The organism is Amycolatopsis sp. Hca4, assembly GCF_013364075.1.
Taxonomy (GTDB): domain Bacteria; phylum Actinomycetota; class Actinomycetes; order Mycobacteriales; family Pseudonocardiaceae; genus Amycolatopsis.
In genome coordinates, this window is the sequence record NZ_CP054925.1 from 5711222 (window position 1) to 5733343 (window position 22122).

25 protein-coding genes are annotated in these 22122 nt (G+C 71.5%); 15 read left to right on the forward strand and 10 right to left on the reverse strand.

Annotated elements, in window-relative coordinates:
* Positions 1-406 precede the first annotated feature (406 nt).
* The 6 genes from HUT10_RS25100 to HUT10_RS25125 all read right to left on the reverse strand — a co-directional run bounded on the left by HUT10_RS25100 (position 407) and on the right by HUT10_RS25125 (position 6391).
* The gene (locus HUT10_RS25100; protein WP_176173446.1) at positions 407-1279 is read right to left on the reverse strand and encodes a DUF4349 domain-containing protein; all 873 of its coding nucleotides are present in this window, start codon (positions 1277-1279) and stop codon (positions 407-409) included.
* Positions 1280-1349: 70 nt separating this feature from the next.
* On the reverse strand, positions 1350-1862 hold the full coding sequence (locus tag HUT10_RS25105; RefSeq protein WP_176173447.1) for a YbjN domain-containing protein: 513 nt from the start codon (positions 1860-1862) through the stop codon (positions 1350-1352).
* On the reverse strand, positions 1859-3163 hold the full coding sequence (gene mshA / locus HUT10_RS25110; protein WP_176173448.1) for a D-inositol-3-phosphate glycosyltransferase: 1305 nt from the start codon (positions 3161-3163) through the stop codon (positions 1859-1861). Before mshA ends, HUT10_RS25105 begins: the two co-directional genes overlap by 4 nt.
* A gap of 18 nt (positions 3164-3181) precedes the next feature.
* The gene (locus tag HUT10_RS25115; RefSeq protein WP_176173449.1) at positions 3182-3997 is read right to left on the reverse strand and encodes an alpha/beta fold hydrolase; all 816 of its coding nucleotides are present in this window, start codon (positions 3995-3997) and stop codon (positions 3182-3184) included.
* 3 nt (positions 3998-4000) lie between these two features.
* Entirely contained in the window at positions 4001-5176 is a 1176-nt protein-coding gene (locus tag HUT10_RS25120; protein WP_176173450.1) for an Ig-like domain-containing protein, read from the reverse strand.
* A gap of 159 nt (positions 5177-5335) precedes the next feature.
* Positions 5336-6391 (reverse strand): UDP-N-acetylmuramate dehydrogenase, encoded by a 1056-nt coding sequence (locus HUT10_RS25125; RefSeq protein ID WP_176173451.1) that lies wholly within the window; start codon positions 6389-6391, stop codon positions 5336-5338.
* Positions 6392-6415: 24 nt separating this feature from the next.
* Here HUT10_RS25125 and HUT10_RS25130 point away from each other — a divergent pair, with 24 nt between their 5' ends.
* From HUT10_RS25130 to purU, 5 genes are all read left to right on the forward strand, one after another.
* On the forward strand, positions 6416-6922 hold the full coding sequence (locus HUT10_RS25130) for a DUF2505 domain-containing protein (protein ID WP_176173452.1): 507 nt from the start codon (positions 6416-6418) through the stop codon (positions 6920-6922).
* Positions 6901-7701: a class I SAM-dependent methyltransferase gene (locus tag HUT10_RS25135; RefSeq protein ID WP_176173453.1), complete on the forward strand. Its 801-nt coding sequence runs from the start codon at positions 6901-6903 to the stop codon at positions 7699-7701. The genes HUT10_RS25130 and HUT10_RS25135 overlap by 22 nt, the downstream gene beginning before the upstream one ends.
* A gap of 63 nt (positions 7702-7764) precedes the next feature.
* On the forward strand, positions 7765-8487 hold the full coding sequence (locus tag HUT10_RS25140; RefSeq protein WP_176173454.1) for a DedA family protein: 723 nt from the start codon (positions 7765-7767) through the stop codon (positions 8485-8487).
* Positions 8378-9061, forward strand: coding sequence for a maleylpyruvate isomerase family mycothiol-dependent enzyme (locus HUT10_RS25145; RefSeq protein WP_176173455.1), 684 nt, complete (start codon positions 8378-8380; stop codon positions 9059-9061). Before HUT10_RS25140 ends, HUT10_RS25145 begins: the two co-directional genes overlap by 110 nt.
* Positions 9062-9085: 24 nt before the next feature.
* A complete protein-coding gene (purU, locus tag HUT10_RS25150; RefSeq protein ID WP_176173456.1) occupies positions 9086-9952 on the forward strand; it encodes a formyltetrahydrofolate deformylase in 867 nt (288 codons plus the stop codon).
* A gap of 21 nt (positions 9953-9973) precedes the next feature.
* Here purU and HUT10_RS25155 read toward each other — a convergent pair whose 3' ends face one another.
* Entirely contained in the window at positions 9974-11023 is a 1050-nt protein-coding gene (locus HUT10_RS25155) for an NAD(P)-dependent alcohol dehydrogenase (RefSeq protein WP_176173457.1), read from the reverse strand.
* 87 nt (positions 11024-11110) lie between these two features.
* Here HUT10_RS25155 and HUT10_RS25160 point away from each other — a divergent pair, with 87 nt between their 5' ends.
* The 3 genes from HUT10_RS25160 (at position 11111) to HUT10_RS50115 (ending at position 12775) form a co-directional block, all read left to right on the forward strand.
* Positions 11111-11722, forward strand: coding sequence for a TetR/AcrR family transcriptional regulator (locus tag HUT10_RS25160; protein ID WP_176173458.1), 612 nt, complete (start codon positions 11111-11113; stop codon positions 11720-11722).
* Positions 11723-11731: 9 nt separating this feature from the next.
* Positions 11732-12346, forward strand: coding sequence for a pyridoxamine 5'-phosphate oxidase family protein (locus HUT10_RS25165; protein WP_176173459.1), 615 nt, complete (start codon positions 11732-11734; stop codon positions 12344-12346).
* A gap of 186 nt (positions 12347-12532) precedes the next feature.
* Positions 12533-12775 (forward strand): hypothetical protein, encoded by a 243-nt coding sequence (locus tag HUT10_RS50115; RefSeq protein ID WP_217709643.1) that lies wholly within the window; start codon positions 12533-12535, stop codon positions 12773-12775.
* On the opposite strand, the gene HUT10_RS25170 is transcribed toward HUT10_RS50115, so the two are convergent.
* Positions 12744-13076, reverse strand: a complete 333-nt coding sequence (locus HUT10_RS25170; RefSeq protein WP_176173460.1) for a helix-turn-helix transcriptional regulator — start codon at positions 13074-13076, stop codon at positions 12744-12746. The two genes, HUT10_RS50115 and HUT10_RS25170, sit on opposite strands and share 32 nt — an antisense overlap.
* A 70-nt stretch (positions 13077-13146) precedes the next feature.
* On the opposite strand from HUT10_RS25170, the gene HUT10_RS25175 reads away from it, so the two are divergent.
* Entirely contained in the window at positions 13147-13770 is a 624-nt protein-coding gene (locus HUT10_RS25175) for an HAD family hydrolase (RefSeq protein ID WP_176173461.1), read from the forward strand.
* Here HUT10_RS25175 and HUT10_RS25180 read toward each other — a convergent pair.
* Positions 13767-14774: an NADP-dependent oxidoreductase gene (locus HUT10_RS25180; RefSeq protein WP_176173462.1), complete on the reverse strand. Its 1008-nt coding sequence runs from the start codon at positions 14772-14774 to the stop codon at positions 13767-13769. The two genes, HUT10_RS25175 and HUT10_RS25180, sit on opposite strands and share 4 nt — an antisense overlap.
* A gap of 151 nt (positions 14775-14925) precedes the next feature.
* On the reverse strand, positions 14926-15360 hold the full coding sequence (locus HUT10_RS25185; protein ID WP_176173463.1) for an SRPBCC family protein: 435 nt from the start codon (positions 15358-15360) through the stop codon (positions 14926-14928).
* Positions 15361-15558: 198 nt separating this feature from the next.
* On the opposite strand from HUT10_RS25185, the gene HUT10_RS25190 reads away from it, so the two are divergent.
* The 6 genes from HUT10_RS25190 to HUT10_RS25215 are packed head-to-tail and all read left to right on the forward strand — an operon-like array spanning position 15559 to position 22114.
* The gene (locus tag HUT10_RS25190) at positions 15559-16275 is read left to right on the forward strand and encodes a GntR family transcriptional regulator (RefSeq protein ID WP_176173464.1); all 717 of its coding nucleotides are present in this window, start codon (positions 15559-15561) and stop codon (positions 16273-16275) included.
* 11 nt (positions 16276-16286) lie between these two features.
* Entirely contained in the window at positions 16287-16514 is a 228-nt protein-coding gene (locus tag HUT10_RS25195) for a ferredoxin family protein (RefSeq protein WP_176173465.1), read from the forward strand.
* Positions 16511-17899, forward strand: coding sequence for an ABC transporter substrate-binding protein (locus HUT10_RS25200; protein ID WP_176173466.1), 1389 nt, complete (start codon positions 16511-16513; stop codon positions 17897-17899). Before HUT10_RS25195 ends, HUT10_RS25200 begins: the two co-directional genes overlap by 4 nt.
* A complete protein-coding gene (locus tag HUT10_RS25205; RefSeq protein WP_176173467.1) occupies positions 17896-18729 on the forward strand; it encodes an ABC transporter permease in 834 nt (277 codons plus the stop codon). The genes HUT10_RS25200 and HUT10_RS25205 overlap by 4 nt, the downstream gene beginning before the upstream one ends.
* Positions 18726-19445 (forward strand): ABC transporter ATP-binding protein, encoded by a 720-nt coding sequence (locus tag HUT10_RS25210; protein WP_176173468.1) that lies wholly within the window; start codon positions 18726-18728, stop codon positions 19443-19445. Before HUT10_RS25205 ends, HUT10_RS25210 begins: the two co-directional genes overlap by 4 nt.
* The gene (locus HUT10_RS25215; protein WP_176173469.1) at positions 19442-22114 is read left to right on the forward strand and encodes a fumarate reductase/succinate dehydrogenase flavoprotein subunit; all 2673 of its coding nucleotides are present in this window, start codon (positions 19442-19444) and stop codon (positions 22112-22114) included. Before HUT10_RS25210 ends, HUT10_RS25215 begins: the two co-directional genes overlap by 4 nt.
* Positions 22115-22122 lie beyond the last annotated feature (8 nt).

The following is a 22122-nucleotide window of genomic DNA, read 5'->3' on the forward strand; positions in this document are numbered from 1 at the left end:
CGAGCCGACTGGTGACCTCTGCCGCAGCGACCGTCCTACCCAGAGTGTGTTACTCCGGAGTAACAGCTCACCCTTCGACAAATCCGCTCGCCAACAACGCGCAAAAATTCCGCACGAGACTGCACACCGTTATCGACATTTCGAAAGTTCACTCGAACGGGCTAACCAGTAGCCTTGTGATTACCCGGCGGGATCTGACAGGTTGACTACGTCCCGAGCGGCTGGATTCCACGCACTCCCCGGCCGGATTCGGGCACTGACCGCGGCTCGTCTCCCCCCTGCCGAGCCGCGGCCCGCCGGCCCCGTTGGCACCCCCCTCGTCACCGGGTCCTTGATCGGCGGGAACTTCAGCGGGGCGGCTCGAGATCGCGACTCCCCCTCCCTCGAGCCGTCCCGCCTGTTCCGCTCAGCTCTCGCTCGGCTCGGGCACCGCTGCCGGCACCGGACGGCGTCGGCGGTACAGCCGCCAGCCGAGCCAGCCCAGCGGCACGAGGAACAGCAGGAACGGCGCCAACGCACCCAGCACGGTCAGCAGGCCGCCGCCGAAGACGAGGAACGCGTGCCAGCCGCCGGCCAGCCCGCCGAGGAACCCGCTGTGGTCCTCCGACGGCGGCGGCGGGGCGGCGACGCTGCGGATGGTCATCGCCACGGTCGCCATCGCGACGCTGCCGGCCAGGGAGTTCCGCTGCTGTTCGAGTGATTCCAGCGTCGCCTCGCGGCTCGTCAGCTCGCTTTCCACCGACGCGATCTCGGACACCGAAGTCGCCTTCGCCAGCAGCGCGCGGATGCGCTCCACCGAGGCGCGCTGGGTCGCCAGCCGCGCTTCGACGTCGACGACCTGCTCGGTGACGTCCTGGGTGTTCAGCTCCCGCTTCACCAGGCTGGTGCCCAGGTGCGACAGCTGGTCGAGGGCGCCGTCGAGCTTGTCGGCCGGCACGGCGAGGTTGAGCGTCGCCAGGTCGTCGCCGGTGCTCTCCTGGCCGGTGTAGCCGCCGGCGCCCTGCGCGATCCCGCGGGCCTGCGCGACGACGTCGACCACCTTGGTCGCGGTCAGTTCCAGCCGGGCACTGCGCGAAAGCTTGCGATCGGTGGCACCCGGCTGCGGTGGGGTCACCTTCTCCGGTCCGGCCTTGCCGCTGCCCTGCTGCGGCGCGACCGGGACCGGCCCGGAACCGGCACTGTCCGCCGTGGACGCTGACGTCCCCTGCCCCGCCGAGCACCCCGCCAGCACGAACACCACGCCCACCGCGGCGAGCCCGGCTCTCCATCGAGTCCGCATCCTGCGTCTCCCTCCAGTTTCGGCTGGCGAGGAGACGGATGTCCGGTTCCGTGCCGTTGCACGGCCCGGGTCACGACTCGGTCAAGCCCGGCTCGTGCGGCTTCTCGGGCGTGACGAGGTGCTTGAACGCCTGGAGGTTGGCCAAGGACTCACCGCGGGAGACGCGCCAGTCCCACTCGCGCTTGATCGACGTCGCGAAGCCGATCTCCAGCAGGGTGTTGAAGTCGCCGTCGGCCGCTTCCAGCACCTGGCCGAGCACCTTGTCGAGCTCGTCGGCGCTCATCGTCTCCTTGCCGAACCGGCCGACCAGGTAGATGTCCCCGAGATTGTCCACTGTGTAGTGAACACCGTAGAGCCTGGCGTTGCGCTGCAACAGGAAGCGGTAAACGTCCTCATGGGACTCATCGGGACGGCGGCAGACGAAGGCCTCCACCGAGAACGCGTGGTCGCCGTCGACCAGCCACGCGTTCGTCTGCAGCTTCTTGGTGCCCGGCAGGGTGACGAAGTACCGGCCCGGTCCGCGCCGGTCGTACTCCAGCTCCGCGGAGTCCAAAGTAGACCGGATCAGCTCGTCCAGGCTCACACCGCCACCTCCGCGCGCAGGTCCAGCGCACGGGAGAAGGCACTGGTGGCCTGAGCATAGATGTCCAGGAGCGCGTCCGTCGTGCGGCGCCAGGAGAACCGGCGCGCGTGCACGACCGCGTTGGCGCCCAGTTCGGCCCGCCGGTCCGGGCGCAGCGCGACGGCGGCCAGCGCGTCCGCCCACTCGTCGGCGCCGTGCCCCGGCACCAGCAGCCCCGAGACGCCGTGCGGCACCGCCACCGGCAGCCCGCCGACCTCGGCGGCGACCACCGGCGTCCCGCAGGCCTGCGCTTCGAGGGCGACCAGGCCGAACGACTCGTTGTAGCTCGGCACCGCGACGACGTCGGCCGCGCGGAAGACGCGGGCGAGGCGCTCGCCCGGCTGCGGCGGCAGGAACCGGACCTGCCGCTCGATGCCGAGCGAGACGGCCAGCTCGCGCAGGGCCTGCGGCTGTTCCAGCCCGGTCCCCGACGGCCCGCCGACGACCAGCACGACCAGCCGCGCGGCCAGCTCGGGACGGCGGCGCAGCATCGCGGCCGCGGCGTGCAGCAGCACGTCCGGCGCCTTGAGCGGCTGGATCCGGCCGGCGAAGGCGAGCACGACGTCGTCGTCGGCCAGCCCCAGCTCGGCGCGCGCGACGGACTTCGAGCCCGGCGTGAAGCGCTCGAGGTCGACGCCCGGCGGCACGACGTGCACCGCGTCCGGCGCGGCGTCGTAGAGCTCGATGAGCTGGCGTGCCTCGACGGCGGTGTTGGCGACCAGCCGGTCGGCTTCGGCGACCACCTGCTCCTCGCCGATCACGCGGGTGCGCGGTTCGGGCTTGTCGCCATCGGCCAGCGCGGCGTTCTTCACCTTCGCCAGTGTGTGCGCGGTGTGCACCAGCGGCACGGACCACCGGTCGCGGGCGAGCCAGCCGACCTGGCCCGACAGCCAGTAGTGCGAGTGGATGAGGTCGTAGTGGCCGGGCTCGTGGAAGGCCTCGGTCCGGAGCACGCCGGAGGTGAACGGGCACAGCTGGGCGGGCAGCTCGTCGCGGCCCAGCGGCTCGAACGGGCCGGCCGGGACGTGCCGGACGGTCACGCCGGGCACCAGCTCCGCCACCGGCGGCTGGCCGGACGCGGTCGCGCGGGTGAACACCTCGACCTCGATGCCGCGGCGGGCCATCTCCGTCGCGGTCTGGCTGACGTAGACGTTCAGCCCGCCCGCGTCCCCTGTCCCGGGCTGCTCCAGTGGCGAGGTGTGCACGGACAGCACCGCGATCCGGCGCGGCGCAGCGCGGAACCTTCGGATGTTGCTGGTCACCTGGTCACTTCTCCCGCTTCAGCGTTCCTCGGCGAACTGCCGGAGCACCGCGTCGAACTCGGCCGCGGACTCGGCGAAGGGCGCGTGCCCCCCATCAACGAACCAACGCCCCACGGCACCCGGAATCTTCCCGAGCGCGTGTTCGGCGGCCGAGGGCTCGATCACGCGGTCGGCCGTGCCGTGCGCGACGAGGACCGGTTTGTCGATCCCGACCAGCACTTCTTCGCTGCCGACGTCCCGGCGGAAGAGCGCCGAACGGACCGAAGGCGGCACGCTGAGAGAAGCCCCGAGCAGGGCCTGGACCTGCGCACCGGGCACCGGTCCGGTGGCCATCCCGCGGGTGAACGCGGTGAGCGCGGGGACCGCGGTGTCCGGATCGTCCGAAAGCATCGCCCGCATGTGCTCGCGCATCAGCGGCCCGACGCGCCCGCCCGGCCGGTCGCGGCCGATCTCGGTGATGGCCCCGACGAGCACGAGCCCGCGCAGCCGTGCGGTGCCGTGCACCCGGATGTGGTCCATCAGCACCAGACCGCCGTAGGACCAGGCGACGACGATCGCCTCCGGGCCGGCGAAGTCGAGCACGGCGGCGAGGTCGTCCGCCCAGACCTGCGGGTCGTCGTACCCGGTGACCGGGACGTCGGAGGCGCCGTGCCCCCGCAGGTCCATCGCGACCAGGCGGAACCGCTCGGTCAGGGCCGGGTCGGCGAGCTGCGCGTCCCAGCACCGGGCCGACTGCGCCCAGCCGTGCACGAACACGATCGGCGTGGTGTTCTCCGCGCCCTCGACCCGCAGGCCGAGCCGGACCCCGCCGTGCCCGACGACTTCGGTGCGCACGGGTTACTTCGCACCCAGCCCTTGCCAGGCCGCCCAGCTGTAGTTCCAGTCCTTGACGTCCGAGGCCATCGGCGGGCTGAGCTTCGAGCCGGTGATCTCGACCGGGTCGCCGATCAGCGCGGAGTCGAAGTAGTCCTTGGCGTCGGCTTCGAGCAGGTTGACGCAGCCGTGGGAGTTGTTGTTCTTCCCGATGTTGGCCGCGTTGTCCTGGTTCTCGTGGATGTACTCGCCGTGGTTGGAGAACCGGCAGGCCCACTTCTTGTTGACGTTCGTGTAGCCGTAGCGGGCGTTGTCGAAGACGGCCGTCGGCTCCTTGGTCATGATGATGTAGGTGCCGTTCGGGGTGTTGCGGTCGACCTCGGCGTCCAGCCCGTTCGCGCACGGGTAGCTCTTGACCTGCGCCCCGTTGCGGTAGACGCGCATCTGGTGGTCCGGGGTGTTGACCTTGACCACCTGGTTGCGGCCGATCTTGAACTTCGTGGTGACGTCGGCCTTGCCGTACGCGCCGCCGCCGAGGTCGACGCCGTACAGCTTCGCCTCGACGTTCACCGTGATGTTCTGCGGCCAGTACTCCTTCGGCCGGTAGTCGACCTGGCTGTCGGACAGCCAGCCCCACGCGCCTTCGACCTCCTTGTCCGTCTTCACGGACAGGGCCTTCTCCACGGCCTTGCGGTCCTTGACCGGCGAAGCGAACTTGACGCTGATCGGCATCGCGACGCCGACGGTCTGGTTGTCGGCCGGGTTCAGCGTGGCGCGGACCTGCTTGGCCGGGTTGAGCGTGGTGAAGCTGCCCTTGAACTCGACCGGCTTGCCGTCGGAGCCGGTGGCCTTGGCCGCGTAGGTGTAGGTCTTGCCGTAGCCGAGCGGCTCGGAACTGGTCCAGGTGAGGCCGTCCGGCGCGAGGTCGCCCTTGACGGCCTTGCCGCCGTCGGCGGTCAGCTTGCACTCGGTGAGCTTGCCGTCGGCGACCTTCAGCACGGCGGGCTTGAGCACCGGGACGTCCTTGGCGTCGGCGGCGGGCTCGGCCGTGATCTTCGCCACGGCCTGTGCGCCTTCGCCGTCGGCACCGGCCGCCCCGGTCGGCAGCGCGTTGCCGCCGTTCTCGCTCGAACACGCGGCGGCGGCCAGTGCGGCTCCAGCCGCCAGGGCAGCCTTGAAGACCGTACGCCGTTCGATCACCGAAACCTCCTGGAATCCCCCGCCGACCAGCGGGCACACGCCTTTAGCGCTGGTGGCCCAGCCGACGTTACCTGCTGGAAGGTCATGACCAACCGATCAGGTGGCGGACGTCTTTGTCGACAAAGACGTCCTGCACACGTACAGGTTGCCCGTTTCGGCTCAAATGACGCAGTTGATCAGCAGCGGCTCGGGGTGCAGCCGGACGCCGAAGCGCTCGAAAACGCCGTCGCGGACCTCCCTGGCCAGCACCAACAGGTCCTCGGTCGTCGCGTCGCCGCGGTTGGTGAGGGCCAGGGTGTGCTTGGTCGACAGTGAAACCCGGTTCCCCGGTCCGGGGTACCCCTTGCCGAAGCCGGCCCGCTCGATCAGCCAGGCCGCGGACAGCTTCACGCCGCCGTCGGCCGGGTACTGCGGCACCTCGGCGCCGACGGCGGCCGTGATCCGCGCGAGGACGGCCTCGGCGTCGGCCGACGGGACGATCGGGTTGGTGAAGAACGAGCCGGCGCTCCACGTGTCGTGGTCGGCCGGGTCGAGCACCATGCCCTTGCCGCGACGCAGCCCGAGGACGGCTTCGCGGGCTTCGGCGGCCGGGACGCGCGCGCCGATCTCGACGCCGAGCGTGCGCGCCAGCTCGGCGTAGCGGATGGGCGCGGAAAGGCCGTCTTCGCGGATCTCGAAGCGCACCGAGAGGACGACGCCGGTGTCCGTGCCCTTGAGCACGCTGGTGCGGTAGGCGAAGCCGAGCTCGTCGGCCTTGAGCGTGCGCACTTCGCGCGTCACGCGGTCGTACAGCTCCACCGAGACGATCGACTCGGCGACTTCGCAGCCGTACGCGCCGACGTTCTGGATCGGCGTCGCCCCGACGCTGCCGGGGATGCCGGAGAGGCATTCGAGCCCGCCCAGCCCGGCCTCGACCAGCCCGGCGACGAACGCGTCCCAGTTCTGGCCGGCTTCGACCTGCACGTGGTCCCCGTCACGCTGCCAGCCGGTGTTCGCCACCTCGACGAGCGTTCCGTCGAACCCCGCGTCGCCGACCACCAGGTTGGAGCCGCCGCCGAGCAGCAGCACCGGCTCGCCCGCCACGTCCGCGTCGCGGACGACCGCGACGAGGTCTTCGCTGGTCACGGCGCTGACGAAGCGGCGGACCGGGCCGCCGAGGCGCAGCGTCGTGTACGCGGCGAGCTTCGGGAGAGCGGGAGTTCGGGCGGAGTTCACGCGTCTGACGGTACTGTCCGGCTCATGGGATCCCGGATCGAGCACCGCGCTGAGTTCTCCGCCGACGTCGCCGCGACGTACGCGGCGGTCGCCGGCGAAGAGGCGCTGCGGGCCCGCCTGGAGCAGCTCGGCGGGCACGACGCGGCCCTGCTGTCCTACGAGGTGTCCGGCACGGACCTGCGGTACGAGCTGCGGCAGGGCATCAGCGCGGACAAGCTGCCGCAGGCGGTCCGGACGCTGCACAAGGGCGACCTGCGGGTGACCCGCACGCAGACCTGGCGCGTCAGCAACGACGGCACCGGACGGCAGGGCAACGCGACCGTCGAGGTCGGCGGCGTCCCGGGCGAGATCAGCGCGCGGACCGCGTTGCTGGCCAACGGGGACAAGACCGTGCTGCGGATCAGCGGCGAGGTGACGGTCCGGATCCCGCTGTTCGGCGGGAAGCTGGAGAGCGTGATCGCCGAGCAGGTCACGAAGCTGCTCGAGCGCGAGGCCGAATTCACGGCGAAGTGGCTGACCGAAGGAAACTGACCCCGGTCGGCGCCCCGACGCGCGGCACGACCAACCCGAACCGCCTGCGCCGGGTCGACCGGTGGATCGCGGCCGCGCCGGCCACCTCCCGGCTGCTGCGCGCGGCCGACGCACCGCTGGTCGTCGACCTCGGCTACGGCGCTTCCCCGGTGACGACGGTCGAGCTGGCCCGCCGGCTGCGGCGGGTCCGCCCGGACGTCCGCGTGCTGGGCCTGGAGCTGGACCCGGTGCGGGTGGCCGCCGCACGGCCCGCCGCGTCGCCGCCGTGGCTGGACTTCCGCCGCGGTGGGTTCGAGCTGGCCGGGACGCGGCCGGTGCTGGTGCGGGCGTTCAACGTGCTGCGGCAGTACGCGGAGGACGAGGTCGCCGGTGCGTGGCAGCTGATGCTGGACTCGATGCCCGCCGAAGGGCTGCTGGTCGAAGGCACGTGCGACGAGATCGGGCGGCTGTCGACGTGGGTCCTGGTTGACCGGGACGGACCGGTCTCCCTGACGCTGTCGATGCGGCTGGCCGGGCTGGACCGCCCGTCGACGATCGCCGAGCGGCTGCCGAAGGCGCTGATCCACCGGAACGTCCCCGGTGAGCGCGTCCACGAGCTGCTGTCCGCGTTGGACACGTGCTGGGCGACGGCGGCCCCGCACCAGGCGTTCGGCGTGCGGTCGCGCTGGCTGGAAACCGTCCGGCTGCTGGCCGCGCGGGGCTGGCCGGTGCTGGGCCCGCCGTCCCGGATCCGGCTCGGCGAGCTGACCGTTCCCTGGCCGTCGGTCGCCCCCGGGTGAACGTTCACCGGGCCACCCCCGCTGCGTCACCCCGAAGTGACCTCCGGTGATCACCATTGAGCCGTGGAACTCCTGGGGCAGGTCACCGAGCTGCTGCGCGGCACGCTCGGCTCGCCGTGGCTGTGGGTGCTCGTCTTCGCCGTGTCCGGGCTGGACGCGCTGCTGCCGTTCATGCCCAGCGAGACCACCGTGGTCACGGTCGCCGTCCTGCTCGGCCCCGATCCGGCGCGGCTCGCCCTGCTGGCCGCGGTGGCGGCCACGGGCGCGTGGGCCGGCGACTGCCTCGGGTACGCCGTCGGCCGGTCCGCCGGACCGCAGGCGATCGCCCGGCTGCAGCGCGGCCCCGACGGCCGCCGTCGCCACGAATGGGCCCGCGACCAGGTGCGCCGCCACGGCGGGCTGCTGATCATCGCGGCCCGCTACCTCCCGGGCGGCCGCGTCGCCAGCGCGCTCGCCAACGGCAGCCTCGGCTACCCGCTGCGCCGGTTCGTGCCGCTCGACGCCGCCGGCGCGGCGATCTGGGCGATGTACAGCGTGCTGATCGGCCTCGCCGGCGGCGCCGCGTTCGCCGACGAACCGGCCAAGGGCCTGCTGTTGTCGTTCAGCCTCGGGCTCGGCCTGGTCGGCGCGATCGAGTTTGGACGGCGTCTCAGGCTGCGCGCGCTACGGTCGGCGGATGGATTTCCTCGAGGTCGTCGACGTCCACACCGACGCGCTGAAGCGGGCCGCGCTGGCGGCGGGCCCGGCGGCCCCGGTCCGGAACTGTCCGAAGTGGACTGTCCATGACCTGGTGCGGCACCTGGCGTGGGTGCACGCCTTCGCCGTCGCGACGGCCATGAACCGCGAGCCGGACGCGACGCCGCCGGAGGAGTGGGACGACCTGCTCGGCTGGTGGGACGGGCAGCGCCTGGCCGCGCGCGAAGCCCTCAGCCGGCCGCCGGAGACGCCCGCGCGCTCGCCGTTCCCCGGGTTCGGGATCACGGTCGGCGACTGGGCGCGGCGGATGGCGCACGAAGCCGCGGTCCACCGGCTCGACGCGGAGTCCGCCCTCGACCCCGTCCCGGCGACGCGGCTCTCCCCCGCGTTCACCCTCGACGGCATCGACGAGTACGCGACGTTCCTCGTTCCACGCCGCTCACCCCGCTACCCCGTGGCGACGACGGTCCACCTCACGGCCGCTGGGCGCACCTGGGCCCTGCACCTGGCGCCGGGCGAGCACGCCCGCGCCGGCGAGCCGGGCGTCCCGGACGTCGAGCTGAGCGGCGACCCCGACGACGTCTACCGGGCGTTGTGGGGTCGCCCGAACTCGGCGACCGTCGTGGGCGACCCGGCTCTGCTCGCACCGCTCGCGGCGCCCTGACCAGCGCGGGGGACAATACCCGGCGTGACCGCTCCCGAACGCCGCTACGTCATCACCTTCGGCTGCCCCGACCGCACCGGCATCATCGCCCGGATCTCCGGGTTCCTCGCCGAGCACGGCGGCTGGATCGTCGAGGCGGCCTACCACACCGACCCGGACACGGGCTGGTTCTTCACCCGCCAGGTGGTCCGGGCCGACTCGCTGCCGTTCGACGCCGCCGAGCTGCGCGCCCGCTTCGGCGAGGTGGCCGCGGAGCTGTCCGCCGAGTCGAGCTGGCAGGTCACCGACACCGGGGAACGGCGCCGCGCGGTGATCCTCGTGTCCAAGGCCGGGCACTGCCTGTACGACCTGCTCGGCCGGGTCGCCTCCGGCGAGCTCGACGTCGACATCGCCGCGGTGATCGGCAACCACGAGTCGCTGGCCGACATCACCCGCGCGCACGGCATCCCGTTCCACCACGTGCCGTTCCCGCCCGGTGACAAGGCGGCGGCGTTCGAGCAGGTGCGCAAGCTGGTCGGCGAGCACGAGCCGCACGCGGTGGTGCTGGCCCGGTTCATGCAGATCCTGCCCGCCGGCCTGTGCCGCGAGTGGGCGGGCCGGGCGATCAACATCCACCACAGCTTCCTGCCGTCGTTCATCGGCGCGAAGCCGTACCACCAGGCGCACACGCGCGGGGTGAAGCTGGTCGGCGCGACCTGCCACTACGTGACGGCCGACCTCGACGCGGGCCCGATCATCGAGCAGGACGTCATCCGCGTGGACCACGGCGACTCGGTCGAGGACATGGTCCGCAAGGGCCGGGACATCGAGAAGGTCACGCTGGCCCGCGGTCTCCGCTGGCACCTGGAGAACCGGGTGCTGGTGCACGGCAACCGGACCGTGGTGTTCTGATCCGGTTGCCGTGCGCCGCGCTCAGGCGCCGATCGTCTTGGCGTCGATGACGAAGCGGTAGCGGACGTCGGAGTTCTCGACGCGCTCGTAGGCCTCGTTGACCTGGTCGGCCGAGATGGTCTCGATCTCCGCGCCGATGCCGTGCTCGGCGCAGAAGTCCAGCATCTCCTGGGTCTCGGCGATGCCGCCGATCATCGAGCCCGCCAGCACCTTGTTGCCGCCGAGCAGCGAGAAGGCGTTGTAGTTCAGCGGCTCGCCGGGCGCGCCGACGTTCACCATGGCGCCGCCGACCCGCAGCAGGCCGAGGTAGGCGTCCACCGGCAGCTTGGCCGACACGGTGTTGAGGATGATGTCGAACTTGCCCTTGAGCACGTCGAACGTCGACTCGTCGCTGGTCGCGTAGTAGTCCTTCGCGCCGAGCTTGAGGCCGTCCTCCTGCTTCTTGAGGCTCTGGCTCAGCACGGTCACCTCGGCACCCATGGCGGCGGCGATCTTGACGGCCATGTGGCCGAGCCCGCCGAGGCCGATCACGGCGACCTTCTTGCCGGGGCCGGCACCCCAGTGGTGCAGCGGCGAGTAGGTGGTGATGCCCGCGCACAGCAGCGGCGCGGCGACGTCCAGGTCGATGCCCTCGGGGATGCGGCAGACAAAGGCGTCCTTCACGACGATCTGGTTGCTGTAGCCGCCGTAGGTGTTCTCGCCGTCGAAGCCGACGCCGTTGTAGGTCTGGACGTTGCCCTTGACGCAGAACTGCTCGGTGCCGGCCAGGCAGTATTCGCACTCGCCGCAGGAGTCGACCATGCAGCCGACGCCGACGCGGTCGCCCACCTGGTACTTCGTGACGTCCGAACCGACCGCGGCGACCACGCCGGCGATCTCGTGGCCCGGGACCATCGGGAAGATCGCCTGGCCCCAGTCCTCCTTGGCCTGGTGGATGTCGCTGTGGCAGATGCCGGCGTAGGCGATGTCGATCAGCACGTCGTCGGGACGCAGGTCACGGCGCTCGATCGTGGTCGGCGCCAGCGGCGCGCCCGGCGCCGGGACGGCGATGGCGTGCGTGGTGGTGCTCATGGAACCCTCCAAGTTCAAGTACCGTCGTTGTAAGAGGTCTCATACATGCCTACGTAAGAGGCCTCTTACATATTTCGAACGAGAGATGTGATCCAGGTCATGGGCGGCAAGTACCACCACGGCGACCTCCGCGGCGAGCTCGTGCGCGTATCCCTTGACCTGATCGCCGAGCAGGGGTTCGCGGGCTTCTCGGTCGCCGAGGTCGCGCGCCGCGCGAAAGTCAGCCCCGGCGCGCCGTACCGGCACTTCGCCTCCCGGGAGAGCCTGCTGGCCGAGGTGGCGGGCAACATCGCCTGCCAGCTCGCCGACCGCGTCACCGAGGCGGCCGCGGAGCACGAGAACCCGGTGGACGCCCTGGCCGCGGCGGCGGGCGCGTACACGCGCTACCTCATCGAGCGCCGGTCCGGGATGAACGTGATCTACGCCGACGGCCTGCACGGCCCCGAGCACACCGGCCTGCACGAACAGACCCGCCGGCTGACCGACGAGTTCCTGCTGCGCTGCCTGGTGGTGGCCCCCGACCCGGCGACCGCGCTGGAGCTGATGGAGCAGCTGTTCACCCAGGCGCACGGCTACGGCACGTTCCAGCTCGACGGCGTCTTCGTGAAGCACGGCTATTCGACGGACCTGGTGGTGCACAAGTCCTCGGAGGCCGCGCGCGCCGCCATCATGGGCCGGATTGCCGGTGCCGGCCGCTAGGTTGGGAACATGGGGATCATCGACACGCACGAGGCCTTGCGGGCCGTGATCGGCGAGGCGGCCGAGCTGACGCGGAAGAAGGTCATCGACCGGATCGACGAGCACGCGAGGAACCTGATCGCGCACTCGCCGTTCGTGCTGCTGGCGACTTCGGCACCGGACGGCAGCTGCGACGTCTCACCCCGTGGCGACCCGGCGGGGTCGGTGCTGGTGCTCGACGAGCAGACCCTGGTGCTGGCGGACCGGCCGGGCAACAAGCTGATCGACAGCTTCCGCAACATCGTCGACAACCCGCACGCCGGGTTGTTGTTCCTGGTGCCGGGCATGAACGAGACGCTGCGGGTGAACGGCCGGGCGAAGCTGGTGTCGGACGCGCCGTTCTTCGACTCGCTGGTGGTGCAGGGGAAACGGCCCCGGCTCGCGGTGGTCGTGGAGGTCGAAGAGCTGTACATGCATTGCGCGAAGGCGTTTTTGCGCTCGTCGCTGTGGAAGCCGGAAACGTGGCCGGACCGCTCGGCGCTGCCATCGATGGGCACGATCATGCGGGACCAGATGGCGCTGCCGGTCACGGCGGAGGAGCTGGACGCACGCCTCGACCACCGGGCGCTGACCGAGCAATACTGATCAGCGCGACCCTTGGACCCGGAACCGGGTCGCCCCGATAAACATGTCGCCAACCGAGCAGCCCAGCGATCGAGCCGCACACCAGCCGCCGCCCGTGGGCCGCTCCGGCGCGCCCGGATCGACCTGCCGAAACGGCGGCGGAGCCGAACGCGAGCCTCAACCAGGGGCGTTGACCGGGCGGTACTGATGCAGGCGGTCACCACGCCCGGCAAGGCACTGCGGCGCACGCCACTTAGCCGAAGGCGCCCGGCGGTCCGAAGCCAGGCCGCCGCGAACGACTACGTCGTCGACCTCACCAACCGGACACCGAGCAGCCCCGGGACCGAGCGCCCTACGAGCCCGCTCCGGCATTCCCGGATCGACCCGCCGATCCCGGCCGCTGAGCTGAACTCGAGCCTCACCCGGCGGGCGTCGACCGAGCAGTACTGATCCCGGCGACGACGTCGAGCAAGCCGGGGAACTGCGCGTCGAACTCCTCCCGGCGCAAGCGGACGAACGTGCCGTTCCCCGCGTCGCGCTGGCGGACGAGGCCGGCCTGGCGCAGCACCTTCCAGTGGTGCGTCCGGGTCGACTTGGCGATCGGCAGCGGGAACGACGAGCACGCCCGCTCGCCACCGTCGCCGCGCAGGAGTTCGAGCACCACCCCTCGGCGGTGCGGGTCGGCGAGGGCGGACAGGACCGCGCCAAGTTCGACGTCGGCCATCTCCGGGATCGGCAGTTCACCGGGCATGCTGGACATGGTACGACAACTATCGTACCTTCGGTCAGGTACGACATCCTTCGAACCTCCGGAGCGCCGCATGCTGTGCGTCCTCGACGTCAACGAGACCTTGCTGGACCTCGCCGCGCTCGACGCCACCATCGGCGGCCCCGAGCTGCGGCGCGAGTGGTTCGGCCTGGCCATCCACACCGTCCTCACGGTGACGGCGACCGGCGGCTACCGCGACTTCGCGGGCATCGCCGGCGAAGCCGCCATCGAGGTCGCCGCCCGGCACGGGCGGGAGGTCGATCTCGCGAAGGTCGGCGAAGGATTGCGCAGCCTGCCCGCCCACCCGGACGTCGAACCCGGCCTGGCGAAGCTCCGCGACCAGGGCCACACCCTCGTCGCGCTGACCAACTCGCCGCTCGCCACCGCCGAGGCGCAACTGCAGAACGCCGGCCTGGCTCCGCTGCTCGACCGGATCTTCTCGGCCGAGCAGGTCGGCAGGCTCAAGCCGGCGCCCGAGCCCTACCGGCAGGTCACCGCCGCCTACCCCGGGGAGCGGGCCGTCATGATCGCCGCGCACGACTGGGACATCGCGGGCGCCCAGGCGGCGGGGCTCGAGACGGCCTTGCTCACCCGTCCCGGCGTTCACCCGCTGCCCGGTTCGCCCGCGCCCACCTACACCGCGTCGACCCTGCCGGAGCTGGCCGAACTGCTCTAGTCGGCGATGCGGACCAGCATCTTGCCGGTGTTGGCACCCGACAGCAGCCCGAGGAAGGCGTCCGGCGCGTTGCGGATGCCGTCGACGAACGTCTCCGAGTACTTGATCTCACCCGAGCTGACCAGCGGCGCGATCTCGGCGACGAACTGCTGCTGCAGGTGCCAGTGGTCGATCACCAGCAGGCCGCGGATGGTCAGCCGCTTGGCGATGACCTGCGTGAGGTTGCGCGGCGCCGGCGTCGGCTCGGTCGCGTTGTATGTGGAGATCATCCCGCAGACGGCGATCCGGCCGTGCACGGTGATCGCGTCGATCGCCGCTTCGAGGTGCTCACCGCCGACGTTGTCGAAGTAGACGTCGATACCCTCCGGAGCCGCCTTGTGCAGCTGCTCGGCGACCGGGCCGTCCTTGTAGTTGAAGGCGGCGTCGAAGCCGAGGTCGTCGATCAGGTGCCGGACCTTCTCCGCCGAACCGGCCGAGCCGATGACGCGCTTGGCGCCCTTCAGCTTCGCGATCTGCCCCACCAGCGAGCCGACCGCGCCGGCCGCGCCCGAAACGAACACCGTGTCGCCCGGCTTGAACTCGGCCGACTCCAGCAAGCCCGCGTACGCGGTCAGGCCCGGCATGCCGAGCACGCCGAGGTACGTCGACAGCGGCGCCGCGGCCGCATCGACCTTGACGTACCGGCCCGCGTCGAGCACGGCGTGGGTGCGCCAGCCGGCCTGGTGCAGCACGTGGTCACCGGCCTTGACGTCGTCGACGTTCGACTCGACGACCTCGCCGACCGCCCCGCCGGACATGACCTCGCCGACCTGGAACGGCGGCGCGTAGGACTTGACGTCCCGCATCCGGCCGCGCATCGCCGGGTCGACGCTCATGATCAGGTTGCGCACCAGGATCTGGTTCGCGCCCGGCGTCGGCACCTCGGTGTCGACGATCTCGAAGTTGTCGTGCGTCGGCACGCCTTCCGGACGCGAAGCCAGCCGGATTTCGGTCGCCGTGCTCATCGTCGGATCCTCTCAAGTCTCGAAGCGGGGCAGACGCCCCGGATTCCACCCGATGCAACCAGTTAACCGGGGCGCAGATTCCGATTGTGAGGCGTCACACCCCGACCTTCTTCCCCGCCGCCACCCTCAACGGAGGCGCTTCGCGCCGCTGTCACACTATTTCGGCGAGCTTCCCGAGGACGCCGTCGTAGATCTTCTTGAGCCCACCAGGCGCGAAGGTCTTTTCGAAGAAGCCGCCGATACCGCCCGCACCGTCCCACGTGGTCTCGATCTTCACCACGCTGCTGTCACCCGCTTCGGTGACCGTCCAGGTGGTGACCATGCTGGAGTTCGCGTCCGTCTCGACCAGCGTGCCCGGGCGAGGCTCGGTGACGGTCGCCGCCACGTCCCGCACGCGCTTCGACGTCGCCTGGAGCTTCCAGCTCGCCTTGGTCCCGGCGCCGACGCCGCCCTCGGTCACCTGGTAGTCGCGGTAGTGCTCGGTGAGCAGCTTCGGCCGCGTCTCGGCGTAGTCGGCGACGAGCGCGCGGACCTTGTCGGCCGGGGCGTCGATGGTGCGCTCCGCGGTGGCCGTGACCTTTCCCATTTCACTCCTTCTCCCGGCGTACAGATCAGGGTCCACGATTTCACCGAGCGGCGCACCATCGGCGGCCGCCCTCGCACGTCTCAGATAGTGAGCGGCGGAAGTCCGCTCTGGACAGCCGTTTTCGCAGGTCAGAAGCCCGAGAAGAGCGCCGGAAGTGGCGTAACACGGTGTTAACGTGCGCTGGCCATTCTCGCCGCCATGCCCACGACACCCCGGCGGACCAGGTCCGACAGCGCCCGGCAGCTCGCCGATCTGCTGCGCCGTCAGGTGCTGGCCGAAGAGGCGCTGCCGTGCGAGGAGGACCTCACGGTGGAGTTCTCGGTGACCCGGAACACCGTGCGGGAAGCCCTCGCGCTGCTGCGCGACGACGGCCTGATCGCGCGCCAGCCCGGCGTCGGCACGGTCGTCGTCGGGCACAAGTACCCACACGGGCTCAACCGGCTGGCCGGGCTCGCCGAGGTGCTGCGGGAGCACGGCGAGGTCACCAACGAGGTCCGCGCGGCCGACCTCGTGCCCGCGCCCGCCGTCGTCGCGCACCGGCTCGGCGTGCCCGAGCGTTCCGAGGTCGTCTACCTCGAACGCCTGCGACGGCTCGACGATGTCCCGCTCTCGCTCGACCTCACCTACCTGCTGCCGGAGATCGGGAAGCCGCTGCTCGAGCACGACCTCGCCGGCCGGGACGTCTTCACGCTCATCGAGGAGACGTCCGGGCAGCGGCTGGGCTACGCCGACATCGACGTCGAAGCCCTCAACGCCGACCCCGAAACCGCGGCCGTCCTGGACGTTTCGCCGGGCGCGGCGCTCCTGCGGTGGGAACGCCTCACGCACTTCGCCGACGGGCGCCCCGTCGACCTCGAATACATCCGGCTGCGCGGCGACCGCCTGACCATGCGCGCCCGCCTCGACCGTTCCTGAAGGAGACCACCATGCCCCTCGTGCCGAGCCGGGTCGACGTCCCGGTGACCATCGACGAGTCGAAGTGCCTCGACGGCTGCCGGTTGTGCGTCGACATGTGCCCGCTCGACTCGCTGGCCATCGACCCGGACACCGACAAGGCGTACATGCACGTCGACGAGTGCTGGTACTGCGGGCCGTGCGCGGCCCGCTGCCCGACCGGCGCGGTCACCATCAACATGCCCTACCTGCTGCGGTGAAGACGGTCCGGGTCCTGCTCGCCGCCACGTTGCTGGCCGCGGGCTGCACCGCGAACGCCTCGACGTCGAGCGACGTCGACGTGGTCATCGGCTACCAGTCGAAGACGATCAACACCGTCACCGCGGGCACGCTGCTGCGGTCGCTCGGGTCCTTCGAGAAGCGCCTCGCCGAGCTCGGCAACCGTGACCGTAAACGCTATCACGTCACCTGGCAGGACTACTCCACCGGCGCGCCGATCACCGCGCAGATGGTCGCGGGCAAGATCGACATCGGCTCGATGGGCGACTACCCGTTGCTCATCAACGGTTCCCGGACGCAGGAGTTCGGCGACGGCCGGACCAAGCTCGTCGCCGCCACCGGCTACAACCTGCTGGGCGCGCTGAACATGGTCGTCGTGCCGCCGAAGTCGCCCGCGCACACCCTGGCCGACCTGCGCGGCAAGAAGATCTCCGCCAGCATCGGCTCGGCCGGGCACGGCACCACCGTGCACGCGCTGCAGAACGTCGGAATCGGCCCCGACGACGTCCACGTCCAGAACCAGGCGCCCGCGGTCGGCGCGTCCGGGCTGCAGTCCGGCGCGGTCGACGCGCTCGGGCAGTTCGTCGCGTGGCCGGGTCAGCTGGTGTTCGCGAACCAGGCGCGGCTGCTCTACGACGGCTCGGCGCTGAACCTGCCGACCTGGCACGGCGTGGTCGTCCGGGAGTCCTATGCGGACACCCACCACGACGTCGTCACGGAGTTCCTGCGCGCGCAACGCGACGCGACGGACTACCTGCACCGGCACCCGATGGACGCGGCGCTGAAGGTCGCCGCCGCCACCAAGCTGCCACCCGAGGTCGTCTACCTCTACAACGGCGCCGGCGGCATGGTGACCTTCGACCTGCCGTTGAAACGGCCGCTGATCAGTGCGCTGGAGACGGACGCGCCGTTCCTGCGCTCGATCGGCAACATCAAGCGGCTCGACCTCGGCGCGTTCGTCGACGACCGGTACCTGCGGGAGATCTACGGCCCGGCCTACGGCACCGCAGTGTCCTCTTCGGACAACCCGGCCCCGGTGACGGGCTTCGACACGACGTGCTCGCGGCCGGTCACCGATCCGCGCACCGCGGGCGAGCTGTGGCTGGCCGGCGAGACCGCGACGCACCCCGCCGCCACGCCGTCGTGCCTGCTCAAGGCCGTGGCCCACGCCGGGAAGCCGGTCCGCGCGGCCTACGTCCCGGACGCGGCCACGGGCACCCGCTGGTTCGCCGACAAGGCGGTCTGGGTGCGCGACGCGGGCGGCGCGCTGCTGCCCTTCACCACCGAAGACGGCGCCCGCGCCCACCTCGCCGGGCACCCCGGCTCGATCGTCGGCTACGCGCAAGCCGTGGAGGAGTCCCGATGACCCAGACCCTCGACCGCCAACCGGCCGTCACGGAAGCCCCGCCCGCACCACCGAGACGCCGGTTCGGGCGGCTCGCCGTCCGCGCGGGCAGCATCGTCGCCGCGCTGGTCGTGTGGGAGCTGCTGACCGCGTTCGACGTCGACCTGTGGCTGCACTTCGACCGCCTGCCCACGCCGGTCGAGGTTGCCCGCGACCTCGGCTACCAGCTCGGCACCGCCGTCTACTACCAGGACCTGCTCGACTCCCTGCGCCGGATCGTCACCGGTTTCGCGCTGGCCGCGGTGCTCGGGATCGCGCTCGGCACGGCGATCGCGCGTTCCCGCGGTACGTCCGACGTCGTCCAGCCGCTGCTGGAGGTCGTGCGGCCGATCCCGGCGATCGCGGTGGTGCCGATCGCGATCCTGCTGTTCCCCACCAACGAGCAGGGCATCGTGTTCATCACCTTCCTCGCGGCGTTCTTCCCGGTCGTGGTCAGCACCCGGCACGCGGTGCGCGCGCTGCCGGTGGTCTGGGAGGACGCGATCCGCACGATGGGCGGCTCGCGGCGGCGGGTGCTGTGGAACGTCGTGCTGCCGGGCGCGCTGCCCGGCGTGTTCGGCGGCTTGTCCGTCGGCATGGGCGTTTCGTGGATCTGCGTGATCTCGGCGGAGATGATCTCCGGCGAGTTCGGCGTCGGCTACCGGACCTGGCAGGCCTACACCGTCGTCGACTACCCCGGCGTGATCGTCGGGATGCTCACCATCGGCCTGCTCGGCTGGGTCACCTCGGCCGCCGTCGAACTGCTCGGCCGCCGCGCCACCCGCTGGCTGCCCCGAGGGGAGAACGCATGAGCCTCCGCATCGAGAACCTGACCGTCCACTACGGACAGCGGGCGGTGCTGTCCGGCATCGACCTCGCCGTCGCCGACGCGGAAATCCTGGCCGTGACCGGGCCTTCGGGCTGCGGCAAGTCGACGCTCCTGCGCACGCTCGCGGGCTTGCTCCCGGCGTCGTCCGGGCGCGTGCTCAGCGCGGGTACGCCGGTGACCGGCACGTCGGCCGAGCGCGCGCTGGTGTTCCAGGACGACGGGCTGCTGCCCTGGCGCTCGGTGCGCCGCAACGTCGAGCTGCCGCTGTCCATCCGGCGCGTCCCGCGGGCCCGGCGGCGCGTCGAGGCCGAGTCGTGGCTGGACCAGGTCGGGCTGGCCGGGTACGAGGACCACCTGCCGCGGGAGCTCTCGGGCGGCATGCGGCAGCGCGTCCAGCTCGCCCGCACCCTCGCCGGGTCGCCGCGGGTGATCCTGGCCGACGAGCCGTTCGGCGCGCTGGACGCCCAGACGCGCACGGCCATGCAGCGGCTGCTGGTGGAGGTCTGGCGCAAGCGGCCGACGACGGTGGTGTTCGTGACCCACGACGTCGACGAGGCCCTGTTCCTCGCCGACCGCGTCGCGGTGCTGACCCGCGACGGGCGGCTGGCGAAGGTCGTCGGGTCGTCGCGGCCGCGGACGGCCGAGCCCGCCGTGGCCGCCGAGCGCGCCGAGGTGCTGGACGGGCTGGTGGCCGCATGACGTTCGAAGCTCCGCCGGTGTCGGTTCGGACGCACTTCGAGACCGACGTCCTGGTCATCGGCGGCGGGACGGCCGGGACCATGGCCGCGCTGACCGCCGCCGAGAACGGCGCGGACGTGCTGCTGCTGGAGAAGGCGCACGTCCGGCACTCGGGCGCGCTCGCCATGGGCATGGACGGCGTCAACAACGCGGTGATCCCGGGCAAGGCCACACCGGAGGACTACGTCGCCGAGATCACCCGGGCCAACGACGGCGTGGTCAACCAGTCCACTGTGTACCAGACCGCGCGGCGCGGGTTCGCCATGGTGCAGCGGCTGGAGAAGTACGGCGTCAAGTTCGAAAAGGACGAATACGGCGAGTACGCCGTACGTCGAGTGCACCGCTCCGGCAGCTACGTGCTGCCGATGCCGGAGGGCAAGGACATCAAGAAGGTGCTCTACCGCGTGCTGCGGGCGAAGCACATGCGCGAGCGCATCACGATCGAGAACCGCGTGATGCCGGTGCGGGTGCTGACCTCCGGCGGGCGGGCCGTCGGCGCGGCCGGGTTCAACACGCGGACCGGCGAGTTCGTCACGGTGTCGGCGTCGGCGGTGATCCTGGCGACCGGATCTTGTGGACGGTTGGGCCTGCCGTCGAGCGGTTATCTCTACGGCACCTACGAGAACCCGACCAACGCCGGCGACGGCTACGCGATGGCCTACCACGCCGGCGCCGAGCTGTCCGGGATCGAGTGCTTCCAGATCAACCCGCTGATCAAGGACTACAACGGCCCGGCCTGCGCCTACGTCGCGAACCCGTTCGGCGGCTACCAGGTCAACGCGGCCGGCGATCGCTTCGTCGACTGCGACTACTGGTCAGGGCAGATGATGGCCGAGGTCGCGCGCGAGATCTCCTCGGCGCGCGGGCCGATCTACCTCAAGCTGACGCACCTGCCGGAGGAGACGCTCGGCGCGCTGGAGAACATCCTGCACACGACCGAGCGGCCGACGCGCGGGACGTTCCACGCCACCCGCGGCCACGACTACCGCACGCACGACGTCGAGATGCACATCTCGGAGATCGGGCTGTGCGGCGGCCATTCGGCGTCCGGCGTCTGGGTGGACGAGAACGGCGCGACGACGGTCCCGGGCCTGTACGCGGCGGGCGACCTCGCCTGCGTGCCGCACAACTACATGATCGGCGCGTTCGTCTACGGCGACCTCGCGGGTGCGCACGCTTCGCGTGCTTTGCGTTCTCGTGTCCCGTTGCCCGAGGACCAGATCGCTGCGGCGCATTCGCTCGTCTACCGCCCGTTGTCCACTCCGGACGGTCCGCCGCAGCAGCAGGTGGAGTACAAGCTGCGCCGGTTCGTCAACGACTACGTGGCTCCGCCCAAGACGACGGCGAAGCTGGAGATCGCGCTGGAGACGTTCGCGCGGATGACCGGCGAGATCGGGGCCATGGGCGCGCGGACGCCGCACGAGCTGATGCGCTGCGCCGAGGTGACGTTCATCCGCGACTGCGCCGAGATGGCGGCGCGGGCGTCGCTGGTGCGAACCGAGAGCCGGTGGGGGCTCTACCACGACCGGACCGACCACCCGGGCCGCGACGACGTCTCCTGGCTCGCGCACCTGAACCTGCGCAAGACGGCGGCCGGGGAGATGGAGTTCGTCAAGCGGCCGGTGGCGCCGTACGTGGTGCCGGTGCCGGAATTCTCGGTGCCGGAGTTCGCCGTCGAAGTCCTGGGCACGCACACGGCCTTCAGCGGGCACACGCCGCCGGACGTGGCGACCGCCGCTCCGGCGCGGACGCATTCGTCGCCGCGGGTGCTCGAAGTCGTCGCGCTGGCGGAGGAACAGCCTTCGCTCGCTGTGCTGTCTTCCTACCTGGCCGATCCGGACGCCGAGGTCCGCACCACGGCGATCGCGGTGCTCACCGAGTCGGCGCCGGACGGCTTCGGGCCGGCGCTGGTGACGGCGTTGCACGACATCGACGCGCGGGTCCGCGCCGCGGCGGCGGCCGGGCTGCGGGAGCTGGTGGAGGTGCTGGCGCCGGCGCCCGCCCTCGGCACCGGTTTGCGGTCGGCCCTGTCGGTGTCCGATACGGACGTGCGCTCGGTGGCCCTGGACGTCCTGCGCGCGCTGCGTCTCGGCGACGAGCCGCTGTTCGCCTCGCTGTTGGGGGACCCCGCGGTCGTGGTCCGGCTGGAGGCGATCCGGGGCCTGGTGTCGCTGGACGCCGCTTCGGCACTGGCGTCCGCGGCGGCGGACGGGTCCCGCGAGGTCCGGGTGGCGGCGGCCACCGGCCTGGGCACGATCGGCGACCCGCGGTCGACCGGCACGGTGGCCGCCCTGGCGGCCGACAGCGATCCCCTGGTCCGCGCGGCGGCGTTGACGGCGGCGGCCGAGCTGGGCTGCGGCGGCGACCTGGCGCAGCTCGCGTTCGCGGCGCTGGCGGACCCGGCCTGGCAGGTCCGCCGGGGCGCGGCGACGGCACTGGGTGCGCTGGCCGAACCGTCGGAGCACCTGCTGGGCGCGCTGGAGGACGAGCACCCGAACGTCCGCCGCGCGGCCGTCCAGGCCCTGGGCAAGTGGGCGGCCCAGCCCGCGGTGGCGGCGCGGTTGCGGACGCGGCGCACCGACTCGGACGCCGACGTCCGCGCGTACACGCGGATGGCCCTCGGCGGTTAGGCTCCGGG

What these genes read in the sequence shown, in the direction of transcription:
- HUT10_RS50115 (WP_217709643.1), top strand. Translation starts at nt 12,533, where the DNA reads ATGCAGGCGGTCACCACGCCCGGCAAGGCACTGCGGCGCACGCCACTT.
- HUT10_RS25180 (WP_176173462.1), bottom strand. Translation starts at nt 14,774, where the DNA reads ATGAGCACGGCGACCGAAATCCGGCTGGCTTCGCGTCCGGAAGGCGTG.
- HUT10_RS25190 (WP_176173464.1), top strand. Translation starts at nt 15,559, where the DNA reads ATGCCCACGACACCCCGGCGGACCAGGTCCGACAGCGCCCGGCAGCTC.
- HUT10_RS25205 (WP_176173467.1), top strand. Translation starts at nt 17,896, where the DNA reads ATGACCCAGACCCTCGACCGCCAACCGGCCGTCACGGAAGCCCCGCCC.
- HUT10_RS25185 (WP_176173463.1), bottom strand. Translation starts at nt 15,360, where the DNA reads ATGGGAAAGGTCACGGCCACCGCGGAGCGCACCATCGACGCCCCGGCC.
- HUT10_RS25100 (WP_176173446.1), bottom strand. Translation starts at nt 1,279, where the DNA reads ATGCGGACTCGATGGAGAGCCGGGCTCGCCGCGGTGGGCGTGGTGTTC.
- HUT10_RS25175 (WP_176173461.1), top strand. Translation starts at nt 13,147, where the DNA reads ATGCTGTGCGTCCTCGACGTCAACGAGACCTTGCTGGACCTCGCCGCG.
- HUT10_RS25170 (WP_176173460.1), bottom strand. Translation starts at nt 13,076, where the DNA reads ATGCCCGGTGAACTGCCGATCCCGGAGATGGCCGACGTCGAACTTGGC.
- HUT10_RS25145 (WP_176173455.1), top strand. Translation starts at nt 8,378, where the DNA reads ATGGATTTCCTCGAGGTCGTCGACGTCCACACCGACGCGCTGAAGCGG.
- HUT10_RS25195 (WP_176173465.1), top strand. Translation starts at nt 16,287, where the DNA reads ATGCCCCTCGTGCCGAGCCGGGTCGACGTCCCGGTGACCATCGACGAG.
- HUT10_RS25215 (WP_176173469.1), top strand. Translation starts at nt 19,442, where the DNA reads ATGACGTTCGAAGCTCCGCCGGTGTCGGTTCGGACGCACTTCGAGACC.
- HUT10_RS25210 (WP_176173468.1), top strand. Translation starts at nt 18,726, where the DNA reads ATGAGCCTCCGCATCGAGAACCTGACCGTCCACTACGGACAGCGGGCG.
- HUT10_RS25165 (WP_176173459.1), top strand. Translation starts at nt 11,732, where the DNA reads ATGGGGATCATCGACACGCACGAGGCCTTGCGGGCCGTGATCGGCGAG.
- HUT10_RS25130 (WP_176173452.1), top strand. Translation starts at nt 6,416, where the DNA reads ATGGGATCCCGGATCGAGCACCGCGCTGAGTTCTCCGCCGACGTCGCC.
- HUT10_RS25155 (WP_176173457.1), bottom strand. Translation starts at nt 11,023, where the DNA reads ATGAGCACCACCACGCACGCCATCGCCGTCCCGGCGCCGGGCGCGCCG.